The organism is Pinisolibacter aquiterrae, from assembly GCF_019160155.1.
Classification (GTDB): Bacteria; Pseudomonadota; Alphaproteobacteria; order Rhizobiales; family Ancalomicrobiaceae; genus Pinisolibacter; species Pinisolibacter aquiterrae.
In genome coordinates, this window is record NZ_JAFNIH010000003.1 from 57,671 (window position 1) to 73,648 (window position 15,978).

Consider the following 15,978-nt stretch of genomic DNA (forward strand, 5'->3'; position numbering starts at 1 on the left):
AGGGCCGAGGCGCGCCTCAGATCGGAAAGGGCGATCCGCCGAAGGGCAGACGCGCCAGCACGGCCACGCCGAACGACACCAGCAGCGCCCCGGCGACCAGATTGATCCGCGCCAGGGTGCGATCGGTCATGCGATCGCGCAGCGCCGCCACCGCCGTCGCGACGATCAGCCACCACGACGATCCCCCCGCCACCACCCCGACCACGAACATGCCGGCGGCGAGCCAATCGCCCGATTTCGGCGCCCAATCGCCGAGCGATCCGAAGAGCGCCAGGAAGCCCAGCACCGTCGCCGGATTGGTGATGGTCATGCCGAAGGTCGCGAAGGCGGTGCGCGACAGGGAGGCGACCTCGTCGGCGCTCGCGTCGAGATGGGGATGGACGCGGGCGGTGCGGATGCCGAAGGCGATCAGCAGCACCCCGCCGATCACCTGCAGCCAGACCGAATGGCCCTCGATGAAGCCGGAGACGGCGGTGATGCCGAAGGCGGCGACGGCGGCGAAGAGCCCGTCGGCCATGACCGCGCCGAGGCCGGCCGCCAGACCGGAGAAGAAGCCGGAGCGGAAGGCGCGCTGGACGCACAGGATGTTGACGGGGCCGACCGGCGCGGAGAAGACCACGCCGACACCGAGGCCGGTCAGAAGCAGCGTCAGGCTCGACATGGGCGACGCGCCTCCTCTTCTCGTCCGTTGCGGTTCCGCGTCCCGAACGCGGAAGGCCCTTCCATCGGCGCGGCGCATCGCTAACATGCCGCCCGGCGCGTCGGGCGCCGAACCGATCGACGGGATCGAACGCCCGAGCCGATGGTTAAGCGGGTGGACCGGCGCATGGCAAGTCTGAAAGAACTCTCGGTGCGATCGGCGATCCGTGGCCTCGCCCTGATCGCCCTCCTCGCGGCGAGCGCGGTCCCGGCCGCGACGCAGGAGACGAACGCCTCCAAGAAGGTGGGAACGGAGCGAATCGTCGTCACCCCGCCCACCGCCGCCAAGCCCGACGCCGCGCCCACCCCGGAAGAGGCGGCGGAGCGCGCGCCGCGACCGGCGCCGCCGCCGGCCGTCGCCCCGTCGATCCCCTCCTCGTCGCCGCCCGAGGTCCACAAGGGCGAGACCGACCTGCCGCCGGCGGTCGCCAAGATGCGCAAGCGCCTGCTCGACGCCGCCTATGCCGGCGACATGCAGAAGCTCAAGATCGCGATCCAGTCGAACGAGATGCCGCCGGTGTTCTCGGTCAACGAGGTGAGCGATCCGATCGATTATCTGAAGGCCCAGTCGGGCGACGGCCAGGGCATGGAGATCCTGGCGATCCTGACGGACGTGCTCGAATCGAGCTGGGCCCGGGTCTCGCCGGGCACGCCGCAGGAGATGTACGTCTGGCCGGCCTATGCGGCGCTGCCGATCGACAAGCTCGAGCCGCCGCAACTGGTCGAGCTCTACAAGATCGTCACCTCGGCCGATTTCGAGGAGATGAAGTCGGTCGGCCGCTACACGTTCTATTCGGTCGGCATCGGTCCGGACGGCACCTGGCACTGGTTCCGGCCGGCCGACTGATCGGGCGGCCTGCCCGACATTTCCTCTCGCGCTCGCGCCGCCCTCGGGCGATGCTCGCGAGCGACGAACCCTGATGGGAGAGACGACGGATGACCACGACGACCATCGCTCGACGTCCCGATCGCGGCGTCGTCGCCGTCATGGGCGAGGACGCCGCGACCTTTCTGCACGGCGTCGTCACCAACACGATCAAGACGCTCGCGCCCGGCGAGGCGCGGCTCGGCGCGCTCCTGACGCCGCAGGGCAAGGTTCTGTTCGACTTCCTGGCGACGCCGGTCGAGGGCGGGTTCCTGTTCGAGGTGGCGCGCGGCGAGGCGGCCGCCTTCGCCAAGCGGCTCGGCTTCTACAAGCTGCGCGCCAAGGTGACGGTCGCCGACCGTTCCGACGATTTCGCCGTCTTCCTCGCCTGGGGCGGGCCCGCCCCGACGATCGAGGGCGCGGTCGCCTTCGCCGATCCGCGCCTCGCCGTCCTCGGCACGCATCTCCTCGTGCCGGCGGCGGTGGCCGACACGGTGGCGACGACGGCGAGCCCGGCCGATTGGCACGCGCTTCGGATCGAGCACGGCGTGCCGGAGAGCGGGCTCGACTTCGCCCTCGGCGACGTCTTCCCGCACGACGTCGACATGGACGATCTCGACGGGGTCGACTTCAAGAAGGGCTGTTTCGTCGGTCAGGAGGTCGTGTCGCGGATGAAGCATCGCGGCACGGCGCGCAAGCGCGTGGTGATCGCCCGGGCGCTCGAGGCGCGGCCGGCGTGGCCCGATCTCGGCACCGAGATCACCTGCGGCGACAAGACGATCGGCGCGATCGGCTCGTCGCACGGCCCCCTCGCGCTGGCGCTGGTGCGCACCGACCGGGCCAAGGCGGCGATCGATTCGGGCGACGCGATCGAGGTCGGCGGCGTGACGATCGGGCTCGATCTGCCGGAATTCGCCTCGTTCGACTGGCCGCACGAGACCGCCGAGTGAGTTCGGTCTTGGCGGAGGGTGGCCGCACGGTCTAAGGAACGGGCGACCGCCTCTTCCGATCCTTCGCCGAGCCGCCGATGCCGCCCCGTTCCACTCCTCCCCGCGCTTGGCAACGGATGCTGTCCGGGCGCCGGCTCGACCTGCTCGACCCCTCCCCGCTCGACGTGGAGATCGACGACATCGCCCACGGTCTCGCGCGCGTGGCGCGGTGGAACGGCCAGACCCACGGCGATCATGCCTTTTCCGTCGCCCAGCACTGCGTGTTGGTGGAGGAACTGGCGCTGCGGCTCGAGCCCGCGCTCGACCCCAAGTTCCGCCTCGTGGTGCTGCTGCACGACGGGCCGGAATATGTGATCGGCGACATGATCTCGCCGTTCAAGGCGGTGGTCGGCGGCGGCTACAAGGCGGTCGAACATCGGCTGGAGGCGGCGATCCACATCCGCTTCGGCCTGCCCGCGACGGTGCCGGAGGCGATCCGGACGCTGACCAAGCGCGCCGATCACGTCTCGGCCTATTTCGAGGCGGTGGAACTCGCGGGGTTCTCGGCGGAGGAGGCGGCGCGGCTCTTCGGCCGGCCCAAGGGGTTCCCGGAGCGGCTGAACCTGACGCCGTGGCCGGTCGGCGAGGCGCAGGCGCGGTTCCTCGAACGGTTCCACCAGCTCGACCGGCTCGCCCATCCGACCGACGCGTGAGGCGAGGGTCTTCGTTCCTCGTCCTTTCCGCGTCATGATCGCCGTCTATCGACGGGCGCAACGAATCATCCCGGTCGGAGACGCTCATGCCGAGCCTGCACGTCTGTTCCCTGTCGCGTCTCGAGGCCACCGTCGCGGCGAGTGGGGCCAGTCACGTCGCGACGCTGATCAATGCCGGCACCCCGGTGCCGCGCCCGGCGACGATTCCCGCCGACAATCACCTCTTCCTCGGCTTCAACGACATCGTCGAGCCGACGGCCGGGATGATCACCGTCGGCGAGGCGGAGGTGCTGCGGCTGTTCGACTTCGTCGACGCGTGGTCGCGGGAGCGGCCGATGGTGATCCATTGCTGGGCCGGGATCTCGCGCTCGACGGCCGGTGCCTTCGTCACCGCCTGCCGGCTGATGCCGGAGCGCGCCGAGGACGACATCGCCCGCGAGTTGCGCGTCAAGTCGCCGTCGGCGACGCCCAATCTGCGGCTGGTGCGGATCGCCGACGCCCTGATGGGGCGGGGCGGGCGGATGGCGAAGGCGATCGAGGCGATCGGGCGTGGCCGGGACGCCTTCGAGGGCGTTCCCTTCGTGCTGCCGATCGAGCGGGCGGCGCCATGATCGAACCTCAGATCGCGACCGGCGCGGAGATCGACGCGGCGGCCGGGACGGCCGGCGGCCTCGAGATCGGCCTCAACGCGGCGATCGTCGCGGTGGTCGACGAGGAACCGGCGATCCTGACGATCGGCCGGGGCGAGGGCCGCGACCGGGACGGCGCCGACGCGCTGCCCTTCGGTCCCTTCGATCCGTTGCGCCACCGCACGCTGGAACTGGGTCTGCGCGCCTGGGTGCAGGCGCAGACGGCGCTGCATCTCGGCCACGTCGAGCAGCTCTACACCTTCGGCGATCGCGGCCGCCTCGCCCGGCCGGGCGACACCGGACCGCACGTGGTCTCGGTCGGCTATCTGGCGCTGACCCGGATCGAGGGCGCCGGCGGCGGCGGCGCCTCGCGCTCGGCGCTGGCCGCGACCGGGGCCGACTTCCGGCCGTGGTACGACTATTTCCCCTGGGAGGACTGGCGCGAGGGCCGTCCCTCCGTGCTCGACGAGGCGATCCTGCCGGCGATGCGGGCGTGGCGGGCGGAGGCGCCCGATCAACGCGATCTCGGCCGGGCGCTGGGGCGGGCGGAGCGGATGCGGCTGTTCTTCGGCGAGGACGGCAGTCCGTGGGACGAGGAGAAGGTGCTGGAGCGTTACGAGACGCTCTACGAGGCCGGGCTCGTCGCCGAGGCGCGGCGCGACGGGCGGCCCTGTCGCGGGCACGAGGGCCCGGCGCTCGGGCGGGCGATGTCGTTCGACCACCGCCGGATCCTGGCGACGGCGATCTCGCGGCTGCGCGCCAAGCTCAAATACCGGCCGGTGGTGTTCGAGCTGATGCCGGAGAGCTTCACCCTGACCGAGTTGCAGAAGACCGTCGAGGCGATCTCGGGGCGACACCTGCACAAGCAGAACTTCCGCCGACTGGTGGAGACCGCCGCCCTGGTCGAGGCGACCGGCGAGACCTCGCTCGTCACCGGCGGGCGGCCGGCGAGCCTTTACCGCTTCCGCCGCGACGTGCTGCGCGAGCGCCCCGCCCCGGGCTTCCGGCTGGGCTCACGGGGCTGAGGGCGACGCCGGGGCGGTCGGCGGCTTCGGCTCGCCCCACAGATCCTTCAAGATCTTGGTCACCGCGATCGCGCCGAAGAGATCGGTGTTGGTGTGGTGCCAGGCGTCGGGGACGATCGCCGGCGGCGCCTCGCGGCGCGCGGCGAAGTCGACCACCATGTCCCAGCGCCCGATCACCTCGGTCACATGGGTGCAGGCGCGCGGCATCTTCACCCGCGCCGAGAAGGAGACGATGCGCAGCCGTTCGCAGAGCGCGTCGGAACGGGCGCGGTCCTCGCGCTGGAGCGCGTGGAGCGCGTCGGCGATCACCAGATTGCCCTTGGAGTGACCGACCAGATTGGCGACGGTGATGCGGGGATCGCGCAGCAGGGCGAGCAGGACCTCGCCGTCGCGATGGGCGTGCACCGGCTTCTCGCCGCGGGCGTTGGCCTCCATCGTGCGGATCCAGTCGAGATTGTGGTCGAGGCGCTCCCACAATTTGTAGAGCCCGTCGAGCCCGGCCGCCCAGGCGATGCCGCCGGAAGCCTCGGTGACGAGATCGGCGAGACCGTAGCCGGAGACGACCGCCGCGACCGGACGGCCGAGCGCGTCGGCGACGTTGCGGGCGAAGGCGGCTGTGCCGAGCGCGGAGGAGCCGACCCCGGCGACGGCGATCGTGTCGAACTCGGCGCCACCGGCGGCGAAGAAGGCGTCGAGATCGGCGCAGACGGTCAGTTTGGCGCCGCCGGAGGGGGGCACCACCAGGATCGCGCCCTCGCCGGCGACCCAGGGCGCGAGATCGACCGCCTCCTCGTGGCGCACCACCTTCACGTCGTAGAACAAGGCGTCGAGGAGGATGTTGCGCTGGCGGAAACCCTCGAGGAGCGCCGCGCTCGACGGGCGCCCGAACAGGCGCCAGGGCAACGTCACGGCATGGGTCCATTGGGCGATGCCGGTGGTGAAGGGATTGTCGGCCATGGTCTCGCTCGCAGCTCCCGTTGCGAGATCACCATAGACCCAAGCGCGAGCGCCCACCACCCGCAGGCGACGGGCGTCCCCCGTTCGTCACGACGCGATCGAGGCGAGCGAGCCCGCCCCGTGCGTGGGAGATCTCACTCGGCCGGCGCCGGCATCGCCACGGGGATGCGATCGACGGAGCGTTCGCGGATCGGCAGGTGGACCATGCCGGCGAAGACGCCGAGGGCGACGCCCATCCACCAGACCGGGTCGTAGCTCTGGTTCAGGTCGTAGAGCCAGCCGCCGAGCCAGACGCCGAGGAACGAGCCGATCTGATGAGAGAAGAACACCAGACCGCCGAGCATGGCGAGGTAGCGCGTGCCGAACATCACCGCCACCAGCGCATTGGTCGGCGGCACCGTGGAGAGCCACAGCACGCCCATCACGCTGGCGAAGAGCACCACGCCGACCGGCGAGGCCGGGACCAGCAGGAAGATGGTGAAGACCACCGCGCGGGCGAAATAGATGAAGCTGAGGATCCAGCGCTTCGGCACGCGCATGCCGAGGAGGCCCGAGCCGAGCGAGCCGACGACGTTGAAGGCGCCGATCAGCATCAGCGAGATCACACCCCACTTCGGCTCCAGCCCGACGTCGCGCAGATAGGCCGGGAAATGGGTGGTGATGAAGGCGACCTGGAAGCCGCAGACGAAGAAGCCGGCGGTCAGCAACAGGAAGCTGCGATGGCCGAGCGCCTCCTTGAAGGCCTCGCCGATCGACTGATCGTGGCCATGGACGATCTTGGCCGAGGGCTTGCCCTGGAGCGGGATCGCCAAGAGCGGGATCAGCCCCATGATCGCGGCGAGAATGGTCAGGCTGTCGTGCCAGCCGAAGGTGACGATCAGGCCCTGCGTCACCGGCGAGAACAGGAACTGGCCGAAAGAGCCGGCGGCGGTGGCGAAGCCGAAGACGAGGCTGCGCTTCTCCGCCGTCACGGCGCGGCCGAAGGCGGCCATGACGATGCCGAAGGCGGAGCCGGCGACGCCGAGCCCGACCAGGACGCCGGCGCCGTGGAAGGCGAGCGGCGTCGGCGCCCAGCCCATCGCGAGGATGCCGAGCGCATAGATCGCGGCGCCGATCGCCAGCGTCTTGGCGGTGCCGAAACGGTCGGCGAAGGCGCCGAAGAAGGTCGCGCCGGCGCCCCACAGCAGGTTCTGCCAGGCCATGGCGAGCGAGAAGGTCTCGCGGCTCCAGCCGCGCTCCATCGTGATCGGCGTCAGATAGAAGCCCATCGACGACCGGGGGCCGAAGTTGATCGCGGCGATCAGGCAGCCGCAGACGACGATCGCCCACAGCGGGAAACGCGCGGTCTCGGCGGAGCTCTCGGGGCGCGACGACATGGCGATCTCTCTCGAACCGGAGCCCGCCGCCGCGACGCGATCGCGTCGCCCCTCGCCGGCCGCCCCTCGATCGGTAGTACTACGTGGGCGAACCGATTTGGAAAAGTCAAAAGGCGTGGTGACTTCGATCGACGGCGTTGACGAGTCGTCACGACAGGGCGACGATTTTCATGACGTTTGGACGACAATGGGTCTGTTCAAGTGGTGACCAGGCCCCTATATTCCCCGGGTCCGCGAGGTGCGGGCGTCGACGCCGGGTGTTTGCCGGTGTTTTTTCGGGCTCCATATATGCTCATATTGAGCATAAGGCTCTCGAGGAGAAACGGAATGACGCAAGTGGTCGACGCGACCCGGGAGTTTTCCAGCGACGAGGCGGTTCCGGGCGGGGTGCCCGTGACGGCGCCGATGCGCAGCGCGGCGGAGCGGTTCGGCGTGTTGCCGCGCCCCTCGCTCGACTACACGCCCGAGGTGGCGGAGGCGACGGCGCCTCTCTACGAGCGGGTGAAGCATGTCGTTCCGGCCATCGAGTGGCCGTTCCACGCGCCCTACGTCCACGCCATCAACGAGCTGAAGAAGACCCGCAACGCGGTGATCCTGGCGCACAACTACATGACGCCGGAGATCTACCACTGCGTCGCGGACTTCGTCGGCGACAGCCTGCAACTGGCGCGTCTCGCGGCGAAGACCGACGCGGCGGTGATCGTCCAGGGCGGCGTCCACTTCATGGCCGAGACCTCCAAGGTGCTCGCGCCGGAGAAGACCGTTCTGATCCCCGACGGCAAGGCCGGCTGCTCGCTCGCCGCCTCGATCACCGCCGAGGACATTCGTCTGCTGCGCCGCCGCTATCCCGGCGTGCCGATCGTCGCCTACGTCAACACCTCGGCCGAGGTGAAGGCGGAGGTCGACATGACCTGCACCTCGTCCAACGCGATCGAGGTCGTCGAGAGTTTCGGCGCCCCGCGGGTGATCTGCCTGCCGGACCAGTATCTGGCGCGCTGGGTCGCCGCCAACACCACGGTCAAGATCCTGACCTGGAAGGGGTCGTGCGAGGTGCACGAGCGCTTCACCGGGGCCGAACTCTCCGCCTATCGCGACGACGATCCGGGCGTGACCATCATCGCTCATCCGGAGTGCCCGCCGGACGTGATCGGCGCCTCGGACTTCGCCGGCTCGACCGCCAAGATGATCGACTACGTCAAGGCGCTGCCGGAAGGCTCGCGCGTGGTGTTGGTCACCGAGTGCTCGATGGCCGACAACGTCGCGGTGGAGGCACCGCAGGTCGAGTTCGTGCGGCCCTGCAATCTCTGCCCGCACATGAAACGGATCACGCTGCCGAAGATCCTCGACGCCCTGCTCGAGATGAAGGAAGAGGTGCTGGTCGACCCCGCCGTCGGGCTCCGCGCCAAGGCCGCCGTCGAGCGGATGATCCATCTGAAGAACTGACCTCGATCCCGAGGCCGTCGGGAAGGGACGTCCCGCCCCTCCCCGTCCTCCGGTCGCGTCCCCGCGCGACCATTGCTGCGATCGGCCCCACGCGGCCGGGATCGGAGGCCGTCCGTGCCCAAGTCCATCTCCCATGATCTCGCCACCCCGCGCACCCGAGACGGCATCGACGATGTCGTCATCCTCGGCGGCGGGCTGGCGGGGATCTTCTGCGCGCTCTCGCTGGCGCCGCGTCCGGTGACGGTCCTGACCGCAGCGCCGCTCGGCGGCGGCGGCTCGTCCTATTGGGCGCAGGGCGGCATGGCGGCGGCGATCGCCGAGGGCGACCACCCCGACAAGCATCTCGCCGACACGATCGCCGCCGGTGCCGGCACGGTCGATGCCAAGATCGCCCGGCTGATGACCCGCGAGGCGCGCGCCCGGATCGAGGATCTCCTCGCCTATGGCGTGCCCTTCGATCGCGACACCGAGGGCCGGCTCGCCGTCGGCCGCGAGGCGGCGCATTCGGAGCGGCGCATCGTCCACGTGCGCGGCGACAGCGCCGGACGCGAGATCATGGCGGCGCTGATCGAGCGCGCCAAGGCGACGCCGTCGATCCGCATCCTCGAGGGCTTCGTCGGTGAGACGCTGACCCGCGACGGCCGCGCGATTCGCGGCGTGATCGCGCGCGCCGACGAGGGCCGGGCGCCGACCACGGTCGAGTTTCCCGCCCATGCGGTGGTGCTCGCCTCCGGCGGCATCGGCCATCTCTTCCGGGTCACCACCAATCCGCCCCAGGCGAACGGCCACGGGCTCGCCATGGCGGCGCGCGCGGGCGCGATCATCGCCGATCCGGAATTCGTGCAGTTCCATCCGACCGCGATCGACATCGGCCGCGATCCGGCGCCGCTCGCCACCGAGGCGCTGCGCGGCGAGGGCGCGATCCTGATCGACCGCGAGGGACGGCGCTTCATGCCGGGCTACCACATCGACGGGGAACTGGCGCCGCGCGACATCGTCGCCCGCGCCATCCACGCCGAGCGCATGGCCGGGCGCGGCGCCTTCCTCGACGCGCGCGAGGCCGTCGGCGCCGCCTTCCCGACCAAGTTCCCGACCGTGTGGGAGACCTGCCTCTCGGCCGGGATCGACCCGCGCGTCGACCCGATCCCGGTGGCGCCGGCCCAGCACTACCACATGGGCGGCGTGCTCACCGACGCCAACGGCCGCACCTCGATCGACGGACTGTGGGCCTGCGGCGAGGTCGCCTCGACCGGCGTCCACGGCGCCAATCGGCTGGCGTCGAACTCGCTGCTCGAGGCGGTGGTCTTCGCCGCGCGCATCGCCCGCGACATCCAGGGCCTGCTGCCGTCGCCGCGCGTCGCCGGCTGGTCGGTCGATCGCGGCGAGGCCGAGCTGCCGGGCGCCTCCGACGCCGCCTCCATGGAGACGGTGCGCGACGTGATGGCGAACCACGTCGGGGTGATCCGCGACGGCGCCGGGCTCGCCCGGGCGCTCGCCACCCTCGACGCGCTGGAGCGGCGCACCCGCGACACCGCGATGCTCAACACGCTGACGGCGGCACGGCTGGTGACGGCGGCGGCGCTCGCCCGCACCGAGAGCCGGGGCGGCCACTGGCGCGCCGACTTCCCCGAAACCGACCCGGCGCAGGCCCGCCGCACCTATCTCACCCTCGACAAGGCGCGGGCGATCTCCGCCCAGGTCGCCGCCCCGGAGGCGCTCAGCGCATGACCGTATCGTCCTTCGCCCCCGTGTCGGCGGCCCCGTCGACCACCGCCTATCTGCCGGAACTGCCGCGCCTCCTGGTCGATCGCGCCGTCGAGGCGGCGCTCCTCGAGGATCTCGGCCGGGCCGGCGACATCACCGCCCAGGCGACGATCCCGCCGAGCGCGCGGGCGATCGCCACCTTCGTGACGCGCAGGACCGGCGTCGTCGCCGGCATCGACTTCGCCCGGCGCGCCATGGCGATGATGGATCCGGCGATCCGCTTCTCCGAGCTGATCGGCGACGGCGTCCGCGTCGCGCCCGGCGACGTGATCGCCCGGGTCGAGGGGTCGGCGCGCGCGGTGCTGTCGGCGGAACGGGTGGCGCTCAACTACCTCGGCCGGCTCTCCGGCGTCGCCTCGGCGACGCGGATGTTCGCCGACCGCATCGCCCATACGAAGACGAAGATCGTCTGCACCCGCAAGACGACGCCGGGCCTCAGGGCCTTCGAGAAATACGCCGTGCGCTGCGGCGGCGGCGCCAATCACCGCTTCGGCCTCGACGACGCGATCCTGATCAAGGACAACCACATCGCGGTCTGCGGCTCGGTCGCCCAGGCGATCCGGCAGGCGCGCGCCTTCGCCGGTCATCTGGTCAAGATCGAGGTGGAGGTCGACCGCCTCGATCAGCTCGTCGAGGCGATGGGCGAGCGGCCCGACGCGGTGCTGCTCGACAACATGGGGCCGGAGACCCTGCGCGAGGCGGTGGCGATCGTCGCGGGACGCGCGATCACCGAGGCCTCCGGCGGGGTCGGACCGGATACGGTCGCGGCGATCGCGGAGAGCGGCGTCGATCTGATCTCGACCGGCTGGATCACCCATTCGGCGCCGGTGCTCGACATCGGTCTCGACATCGACGTCGCCTGAGCGGTGTCGTCGCGACCGCAGAGAAGCAGTGGCGCGGCCGCGATCTGAGAGAAGCGGCGGCGTCTCGAGCGCGGAGCATCGGCGGCGCGGCGTTCGTTCGAAACGAGTGCGCGAGGCGCCGCCGTGACCGAGCGGCGTCAGCGCTTCATTTCGATCTCGACGAAGGCGAGATGGGTCGTGCCGGCGTTCTTGACGTCGTGCTCGACGCCGGTGAGGCGGCTGTAGCTCTGGCCGGCTTTGACCTCGAGCTCGGTGACGACGCCGTCGACCTCCCAGGCCATGACGGCATCGGTCAGGATCACCACGACGTAATCCATGCCGTGCCGGTGCCAGCCGGTGGTGGCGCCGGGCTCGAAGTCCCAGCGGGTGACTGTGACGCGATCGTCGTCGACGAGCTGGGTGGGAACGGCCGAGACGGTGCAGGCGAAGGGCATGGCGGCTCCGAGAGCGAGAGGGTGACGAGGCGGGGTCGAACCGAGGTTCGGTCCCACACTTCACTTTGTCGCACGAGACGACGGCGCCGGCTCGCCGCGACGCGCGGGGAAGCCATGCTCGCGGCGGATCGGCGAACCCGTGATCCGTGCGGCGGAAACGACGAAGGCCGCCCCGCGCTCTGCGCACGGGCGGCCTCGCCGCGGTCTTCCAGGGGAGAAGACGTCGCGGATCCTCGCGACGGCCGCGCTCACGGCGGCAGTTGATCGTCCGGGTTGGTGCTCGGGGTCGCGGTCTCCTCGTCGCCGAGCAGCGCCTTGAAGCGATATTCGACGTCGTTGGTACGGGTGTAGCCCATCACCGGCACGTCGGGCTGAGCCCAGACGCGCGAGCGCGGCGGCAGCGTGGCGACCTGCGCCTCCGGCACCGGCGGCAGCACGACGCGGCCCTTGGCGCGGTGACGGTCGCCGTCGAGGCCGGCGATCACCGACTGGGTGACGACGCGGCCGGGGCCGGAGCGCACCAGGGCGACGACGACCGGCTCGGCGCCCGTGTCGGGGGCCGGCCCCCAGGCGAGGCGCGGCATGGTCTTCTCGCCGAAGGGCGTGGTGAGCGAGGCGAGCGTGACCACCGGCGGCCAGCCGTCCTGCGAGGGCGGGACCACCGCCAGCGTCGGCTTGACGAAGATCTCCTGTTCGGTCGAACGGCCGAGTGGAGACGGCGAGAACAGGCGATCGGTCTTTCCGGTGCGGTTGATGGTCGGATGGACCCGGACGGGTTCGCGCCGCTCGCCGGTGTCGACCCGGGAGGGGACCGACCCGGTGGTGACGGGTTCCTCGGCCGCGAGCGGCACCTGCTTCGGCACGTCGCGCGGCACGAGATCGGCCTCGGCGACGACGATCGGCTTGATGTCGACGACCACCGGCCTGGCGGCGACGACGATCGGCTTCTCGGCCTCGGCCTTGACGGCGACGACCAGTGGCGCGCCGTCGAGGTTGAGGGGCAATTGGTTGGCCTCACGGTGGACGGCGGCCGCGGCGGCGGCGAGGCGCACGTCGCGCACGCCGTCCCAATCGTTCATCCAGGAGGTATCCTCGCGCATGGTCCAATGGATCGGCGGCTCGCCCGAGGGGGTCTGCCCCAGGACGGCGGCGGCGAAGAGACCGAGGAGGAGGACGGGCGCCGTCCGCAGACGCGGGAAGGCTCTCACCCGTCGGGCCGCACGGCGGCGGTGACGATCATTCGGCATACGCGATACCAGCTCCGAACAGGATCGATCGGCATCGCGTCCGTTGCCGAATGGCCACGGTCCACGGAATTGCCTCCCGATCGATCCGATCATCGCTCGGTAACCTCGAGAAATCGTTAAACGCGGTGAAATTCCGCGAGACGCCTCGCGGAAGGTTCAGACCGGCCGAGCGAGGCGCGCGGCGAGGTCCGCGTCGAGGCGGCGGATCGCGCCGAAGGGCCCCTCCCCGCTGCGGGCGAGGTCGGCGGCGACGGCGGCGAGGCCGCGCGCGCCGAAGCGCACCCGGACCGCGTCCTCGACCCAATGCCGGGCCTGGGCGGCGCGGCGGCCGGCGCGACGTCCGCCGGCGGCGAGCCATGCGCCATGGGCGCCGAGCGCGGCGGCGAGATCGTCGAGGCCGGTGCCGGCGGTCGAGGACACCAACACCACCGGCGCGATCCAGTCGTCGGAACCATGGCTCGCCAGCGTCAGGGCACCAGCGACGTCGGCATGGGCCCGGCGCGCGGCCGCGCCCATGTCGGCCTTGGTGACGCAGACGACGTCGGGCAGTTCCATGACGCCGGCCTTCATGAACTGCAGGCTGTCGCCGGATCCCGGTTGGATGCACAGGAGCACGGTGTCGGCGACGAAGGCGATGTCGCCCTCCGACTGGCCGATGCCGACGCTCTCGACCACGACGAGATCGTAGACCGCGCGCATCAGGACGATCGCCGCCACCGCGTGATCGGAGAGGCCGCCGAGGCGGTCGCGCGCCGCCATCGAGCGCACGAAGACGCCCTGATCCTCCGGATCGGTCCTGAGGCGGGTGCGGTCGCCGAGGAGCGCGCCCCCGGTGAAGCGCGACGACGGGTCGACCGCGACCACGCCGACGGTGCGGCCGGCGGCGCGCGCCTCGGTCAGGATGGCGTTGGTGAGGGTCGACTTGCCGACGCCGGGCGGGCCGGTGAGGCCGAGGACGTCGCCCTTGGGGTTCGCCGTCGCCTCGTCGAGGAGCCGCGCCAGACCTTCCGAGCCATGCGCGGTCTCGATCAGGGTCAGGGCCCGGGCGACCGCCGGCTTGCCACCGGCGCGGATCGCGTCGAGCGTCGGGATCGGGGGCGTGCGCGAGGGGGCGGTCACATGTCCTGTCATGAGGCCTGTCATGGCGCGGGCGAGCGATTCCGTAAAGAGGCGGTTGGTCGTAGGCCGGGCGCGCGGGCGCTCGCGGCGGTCGACGCCGGCGGCGGCCGTGATAGTGTCGGATCCCACGGGAATCGCACGAGGAAACGACGATGCGCATCGGTCGAGGATCCGCCGGTCACCTCGCGGCCGCCCTGCTGTCGGCGGGGATGCTCGCGGGAGCCGCCGCGCAAGAGGCGGCCGGCCCGGCCAAGGTGCCGCCGGCGATCGCCGCCTTCGGCGACGCCATCCAGCCGGGGCCGGCCTCGCTCACCGGGCTGCACGGGCGCACCTACGTGCCGGTCTATTCGAGCGTGATGGCGATCGGCGGCAGCACCCGCATCGACTTCTCGGTGACGCTGTCGATCCACAACGGCTCGTCGACCCGGCCGATCACCATCGAGCGGATCGACTATTACGACACCGCCGGCAAGCTGGTGGAGGAACATCTGCCCGAGCCGGTGGCGATCCGCCCCTACGGCACGATCCAGGTCGTGGTCGGCCAACCCGACACGCGCGGCGGGCTCGGCGCCAACTTCATCGTCGACTGGACCTCGCCGACCGCCTCGATCGAACCGATCATCGAGGCGGTGATGCTGTCCTCGCACGGCACCCAGGGCTACAGCTTCTCCTCCGTCGGCCGCAAGGTCGAACGCTGAGGGCAGATCGTGCCCGTCGGTGTCAGGCGTTGGCGGCGAAGCCCGTCTCGGCGCGAGCCGGGATCAGGAGGCGCGGTTCGGCGACGCCGGTGACCTCGCCGGAGATCCAGCGCAAGGCGATCACCCGGAGCAGCGAGGCGAAATTGCCGACCTCGCCACGGATCTCCACCACCTCGTCGTGAAGCGTGGAGAGAAAGCGCCCGGTCGACATCTCCGAGGAGCGGGCGATTTCGTCGATGATGCGCCAGAAGGCGCCCTCGAGACGCAGGCTGGTGACGACGCCGGCGACGCGCACCGAGCGCGTCACCGGCTCGAACAGGTCGGGATCGGTGGACGCGAAGACGTGGCACATGGTTCTTCCTCCCCGTGGCGCGTCTCCTCGTCCCTCTGGCGGGGCCGCGTCGAGACGCTTCGACCCCGACGCGCCGCCTCAGCCGTGGGTGATCCGCGTGCCGAGGACGGCGAGGAACTGCGCCATCCAGGCGGGATGGGCAGGCCAAGCCGGAGCCGTCACGAGATTACCATCGGTATGGGCGCCGTCGATGGGGATCTCGGCGTAGGTCGCGCCGGCGAGGCGCACTTCGGGCGCGCAGGCGGGATAGGCGGAGACGCCGCGACCGCGGATGACGTCGGCGGCGGCGAGGATCTGGGCGCCGTGGCAGATCGCGGCGATCGGCTTTCCCGCCGCGTCGAAGGCCCTGACGAGGGCGATGACGGCCGGGTCGAGCCGCAGATATTCGGGCGCCCGGCCGCCGGGGATGACGAGGGCGTCATAGGCGGAGGCATCGGCCGGAAATTCGGCGGTGATCGCGAAATTGTGGCCGGGCTTTTCGGAATAGGTCTGGGCGCCCTCGAAATCGTGGATCGCGGTGGCGACGTGATCGCCCGGCGCCTTGCCGGGGCAGACGGTGGCGACGGAATGGCCGACCGCCAGCAGGATCTGGTAGGGCACCATCGCCTCGTAGTCCTCGACGTAGTCGCCGACGAGCATGAGAATCTTCTTCGCCATCGTTTCTCTCCCGGTGAGCGCCCGGCATGCGGCCGGGACGCGGTGTCGAACCCCTCGTGCGGGGGCTTGCGACGAGCATCGGGGAAAACGGGGCGGAAGGGGTAACAGGGGGATACTACGGAGGGGGGGCGCATCACCGGACGGAACTCTCACGTCCGAAGGCGGTCATCCCCGGCGAGGGAGCGCCGGGGATGACGGTCGGTGCGAA

Annotated in this window: 17 protein-coding genes; 9 read left to right on the forward strand and 8 right to left on the reverse strand. The window is 71.0% G+C overall.

All coding sequences use genetic code 11. The features are described from left to right. Positions 1 to 16: 16 nt before the first annotated feature. Positions 17 to 661 carry a LysE family translocator gene (locus J3S89_RS00815; RefSeq protein ID WP_217925566.1) on the reverse strand — a complete coding sequence of 215 codons (645 nt, stop codon included), beginning with the start codon at positions 659 to 661 and terminating at the stop codon, positions 17 to 19. 165 nt (positions 662 to 826) lie between these two features. Between J3S89_RS00815 and J3S89_RS00820 the strand changes: the two genes are divergently transcribed. From J3S89_RS00820 to J3S89_RS00840, 5 genes are all read left to right on the forward strand, one after another. Further along, positions 827 to 1,546, forward strand: coding sequence for a hypothetical protein (locus tag J3S89_RS00820; RefSeq protein WP_230489212.1), 720 nt, complete (start codon positions 827 to 829; stop codon positions 1,544 to 1,546). Between the two features lie 89 nt (positions 1,547 to 1,635). Next, on the forward strand, positions 1,636 to 2,514 hold the full coding sequence (ygfZ, locus tag J3S89_RS00825) for a CAF17-like 4Fe-4S cluster assembly/insertion protein YgfZ (protein WP_217925567.1): 879 nt from the start codon (positions 1,636 to 1,638) through the stop codon (positions 2,512 to 2,514). Between the two features lie 77 nt (positions 2,515 to 2,591). Then, positions 2,592 to 3,206 (forward strand): HD domain-containing protein, encoded by a 615-nt coding sequence (locus J3S89_RS00830; protein ID WP_217925568.1) that lies wholly within the window; start codon positions 2,592 to 2,594, stop codon positions 3,204 to 3,206. A gap of 86 nt (positions 3,207 to 3,292) precedes the next feature. Continuing rightward, positions 3,293 to 3,817 (forward strand): tyrosine phosphatase family protein, encoded by a 525-nt coding sequence (locus tag J3S89_RS00835; protein WP_217925569.1) that lies wholly within the window; start codon positions 3,293 to 3,295, stop codon positions 3,815 to 3,817. Then, positions 3,814 to 4,860 carry an NUDIX hydrolase gene (locus J3S89_RS00840; RefSeq protein ID WP_230489213.1) on the forward strand — a complete coding sequence of 349 codons (1,047 nt, stop codon included), beginning with the start codon at positions 3,814 to 3,816 and terminating at the stop codon, positions 4,858 to 4,860. The genes J3S89_RS00835 and J3S89_RS00840 overlap by 4 nt, the downstream gene beginning before the upstream one ends. On the opposite strand, the gene J3S89_RS00845 is transcribed toward J3S89_RS00840, so the two are convergent. Both J3S89_RS00845 and J3S89_RS00850 read right to left on the reverse strand, forming a co-directional pair. Then, a complete protein-coding gene (locus tag J3S89_RS00845; RefSeq protein WP_217925570.1) occupies positions 4,849 to 5,817 on the reverse strand; it encodes a hypothetical protein in 969 nt (322 codons plus the stop codon). The genes J3S89_RS00840 and J3S89_RS00845 overlap by 12 nt on opposite strands. 134 nt (positions 5,818 to 5,951) lie before the next feature. Continuing rightward, a complete protein-coding gene (locus J3S89_RS00850; protein WP_217925571.1) occupies positions 5,952 to 7,193 on the reverse strand; it encodes an MFS transporter in 1,242 nt (413 codons plus the stop codon). A 405-nt stretch (positions 7,194 to 7,598) separates the two neighbouring features. Between J3S89_RS00850 and nadA the strand changes: the two genes are divergently transcribed. From nadA to nadC, 3 genes are all read left to right on the forward strand, one after another. Beyond that, complete coding sequence (gene nadA / locus J3S89_RS00855) at positions 7,599 to 8,636, forward strand: quinolinate synthase NadA (RefSeq protein WP_230489218.1); 1,038 nt, start codon at positions 7,599 to 7,601, stop codon at positions 8,634 to 8,636. A gap of 114 nt (positions 8,637 to 8,750) precedes the next feature. Then, entirely contained in the window at positions 8,751 to 10,364 is a 1,614-nt protein-coding gene (locus J3S89_RS00860; RefSeq protein WP_230489214.1) for an L-aspartate oxidase, read from the forward strand. After that, positions 10,361 to 11,263 carry a carboxylating nicotinate-nucleotide diphosphorylase gene (gene nadC, locus J3S89_RS00865; RefSeq protein WP_217925573.1) on the forward strand — a complete coding sequence of 301 codons (903 nt, stop codon included), beginning with the start codon at positions 10,361 to 10,363 and terminating at the stop codon, positions 11,261 to 11,263. Before J3S89_RS00860 ends, nadC begins: the two co-directional genes overlap by 4 nt. A gap of 137 nt (positions 11,264 to 11,400) precedes the next feature. On the opposite strand, the gene J3S89_RS00870 is transcribed toward nadC, so the two are convergent. The 3 genes from J3S89_RS00870 to J3S89_RS00880 all read right to left on the reverse strand — a co-directional run bounded on the left by J3S89_RS00870 (position 11,401) and on the right by J3S89_RS00880 (position 14,075). Next, the gene (locus J3S89_RS00870) at positions 11,401 to 11,697 is read right to left on the reverse strand and encodes a cupin domain-containing protein (RefSeq protein WP_217925574.1); all 297 of its coding nucleotides are present in this window, start codon (positions 11,695 to 11,697) and stop codon (positions 11,401 to 11,403) included. Positions 11,698 to 11,945: 248 nt separating this feature from the next. After that, positions 11,946 to 12,944: a hypothetical protein gene (locus tag J3S89_RS00875; RefSeq protein WP_217925575.1), complete on the reverse strand. Its 999-nt coding sequence runs from the start codon at positions 12,942 to 12,944 to the stop codon at positions 11,946 to 11,948. A gap of 156 nt (positions 12,945 to 13,100) precedes the next feature. Then, the gene (locus tag J3S89_RS00880) at positions 13,101 to 14,075 is read right to left on the reverse strand and encodes an ArgK/MeaB family GTPase (RefSeq protein ID WP_217925576.1); all 975 of its coding nucleotides are present in this window, start codon (positions 14,073 to 14,075) and stop codon (positions 13,101 to 13,103) included. A 140-nt stretch (positions 14,076 to 14,215) separates the two neighbouring features. Between J3S89_RS00880 and J3S89_RS00885 the strand changes: the two genes are divergently transcribed. Beyond that, complete coding sequence (locus tag J3S89_RS00885; protein ID WP_217925577.1) at positions 14,216 to 14,761, forward strand: DUF3124 domain-containing protein; 546 nt, start codon at positions 14,216 to 14,218, stop codon at positions 14,759 to 14,761. Positions 14,762 to 14,783: 22 nt separating this feature from the next. On the opposite strand, the gene J3S89_RS00890 is transcribed toward J3S89_RS00885, so the two are convergent. After that, positions 14,784 to 15,113 (reverse strand): ribbon-helix-helix domain-containing protein, encoded by a 330-nt coding sequence (locus J3S89_RS00890; protein WP_217925578.1) that lies wholly within the window; start codon positions 15,111 to 15,113, stop codon positions 14,784 to 14,786. Positions 15,114 to 15,191: 78 nt separating this feature from the next. After that, positions 15,192 to 15,770, reverse strand: coding sequence for a DJ-1/PfpI family protein (locus J3S89_RS00895; protein WP_217925579.1), 579 nt, complete (start codon positions 15,768 to 15,770; stop codon positions 15,192 to 15,194). Between the last annotated feature and the right edge of the window lie 208 nt (positions 15,771 to 15,978).

What these genes read in the sequence shown, in the direction of transcription:
- J3S89_RS00815 (WP_217925566.1), bottom strand. Translation starts at nt 661, where the DNA reads ATGTCGAGCCTGACGCTGCTTCTGACCGGCCTCGGTGTCGGCGTGGTC.
- J3S89_RS00820 (WP_230489212.1), top strand. Translation starts at nt 827, where the DNA reads ATGGCAAGTCTGAAAGAACTCTCGGTGCGATCGGCGATCCGTGGCCTC.
- ygfZ (WP_217925567.1), top strand. Translation starts at nt 1,636, where the DNA reads ATGACCACGACGACCATCGCTCGACGTCCCGATCGCGGCGTCGTCGCC.
- J3S89_RS00830 (WP_217925568.1), top strand. Translation starts at nt 2,592, where the DNA reads ATGCCGCCCCGTTCCACTCCTCCCCGCGCTTGGCAACGGATGCTGTCC.
- J3S89_RS00835 (WP_217925569.1), top strand. Translation starts at nt 3,293, where the DNA reads ATGCCGAGCCTGCACGTCTGTTCCCTGTCGCGTCTCGAGGCCACCGTC.
- J3S89_RS00840 (WP_230489213.1), top strand. Translation starts at nt 3,814, where the DNA reads ATGATCGAACCTCAGATCGCGACCGGCGCGGAGATCGACGCGGCGGCC.
- J3S89_RS00845 (WP_217925570.1), bottom strand. Translation starts at nt 5,817, where the DNA reads ATGGCCGACAATCCCTTCACCACCGGCATCGCCCAATGGACCCATGCC.
- J3S89_RS00850 (WP_217925571.1), bottom strand. Translation starts at nt 7,193, where the DNA reads ATGTCGTCGCGCCCCGAGAGCTCCGCCGAGACCGCGCGTTTCCCGCTG.
- nadA (WP_230489218.1), top strand. Translation starts at nt 7,599, where the DNA reads ATGCGCAGCGCGGCGGAGCGGTTCGGCGTGTTGCCGCGCCCCTCGCTC.
- nadC (WP_217925573.1), top strand. Translation starts at nt 10,361, where the DNA reads ATGACCGTATCGTCCTTCGCCCCCGTGTCGGCGGCCCCGTCGACCACC.
- J3S89_RS00870 (WP_217925574.1), bottom strand. Translation starts at nt 11,697, where the DNA reads ATGCCCTTCGCCTGCACCGTCTCGGCCGTTCCCACCCAGCTCGTCGAC.
- J3S89_RS00875 (WP_217925575.1), bottom strand. Translation starts at nt 12,944, where the DNA reads ATGCCGAATGATCGTCACCGCCGCCGTGCGGCCCGACGGGTGAGAGCC.
- J3S89_RS00880 (WP_217925576.1), bottom strand. Translation starts at nt 14,075, where the DNA reads ATGACAGGACATGTGACCGCCCCCTCGCGCACGCCCCCGATCCCGACG.
- J3S89_RS00885 (WP_217925577.1), top strand. Translation starts at nt 14,216, where the DNA reads ATGCGCATCGGTCGAGGATCCGCCGGTCACCTCGCGGCCGCCCTGCTG.
- J3S89_RS00890 (WP_217925578.1), bottom strand. Translation starts at nt 15,113, where the DNA reads ATGTGCCACGTCTTCGCGTCCACCGATCCCGACCTGTTCGAGCCGGTG.
- J3S89_RS00895 (WP_217925579.1), bottom strand. Translation starts at nt 15,770, where the DNA reads ATGGCGAAGAAGATTCTCATGCTCGTCGGCGACTACGTCGAGGACTAC.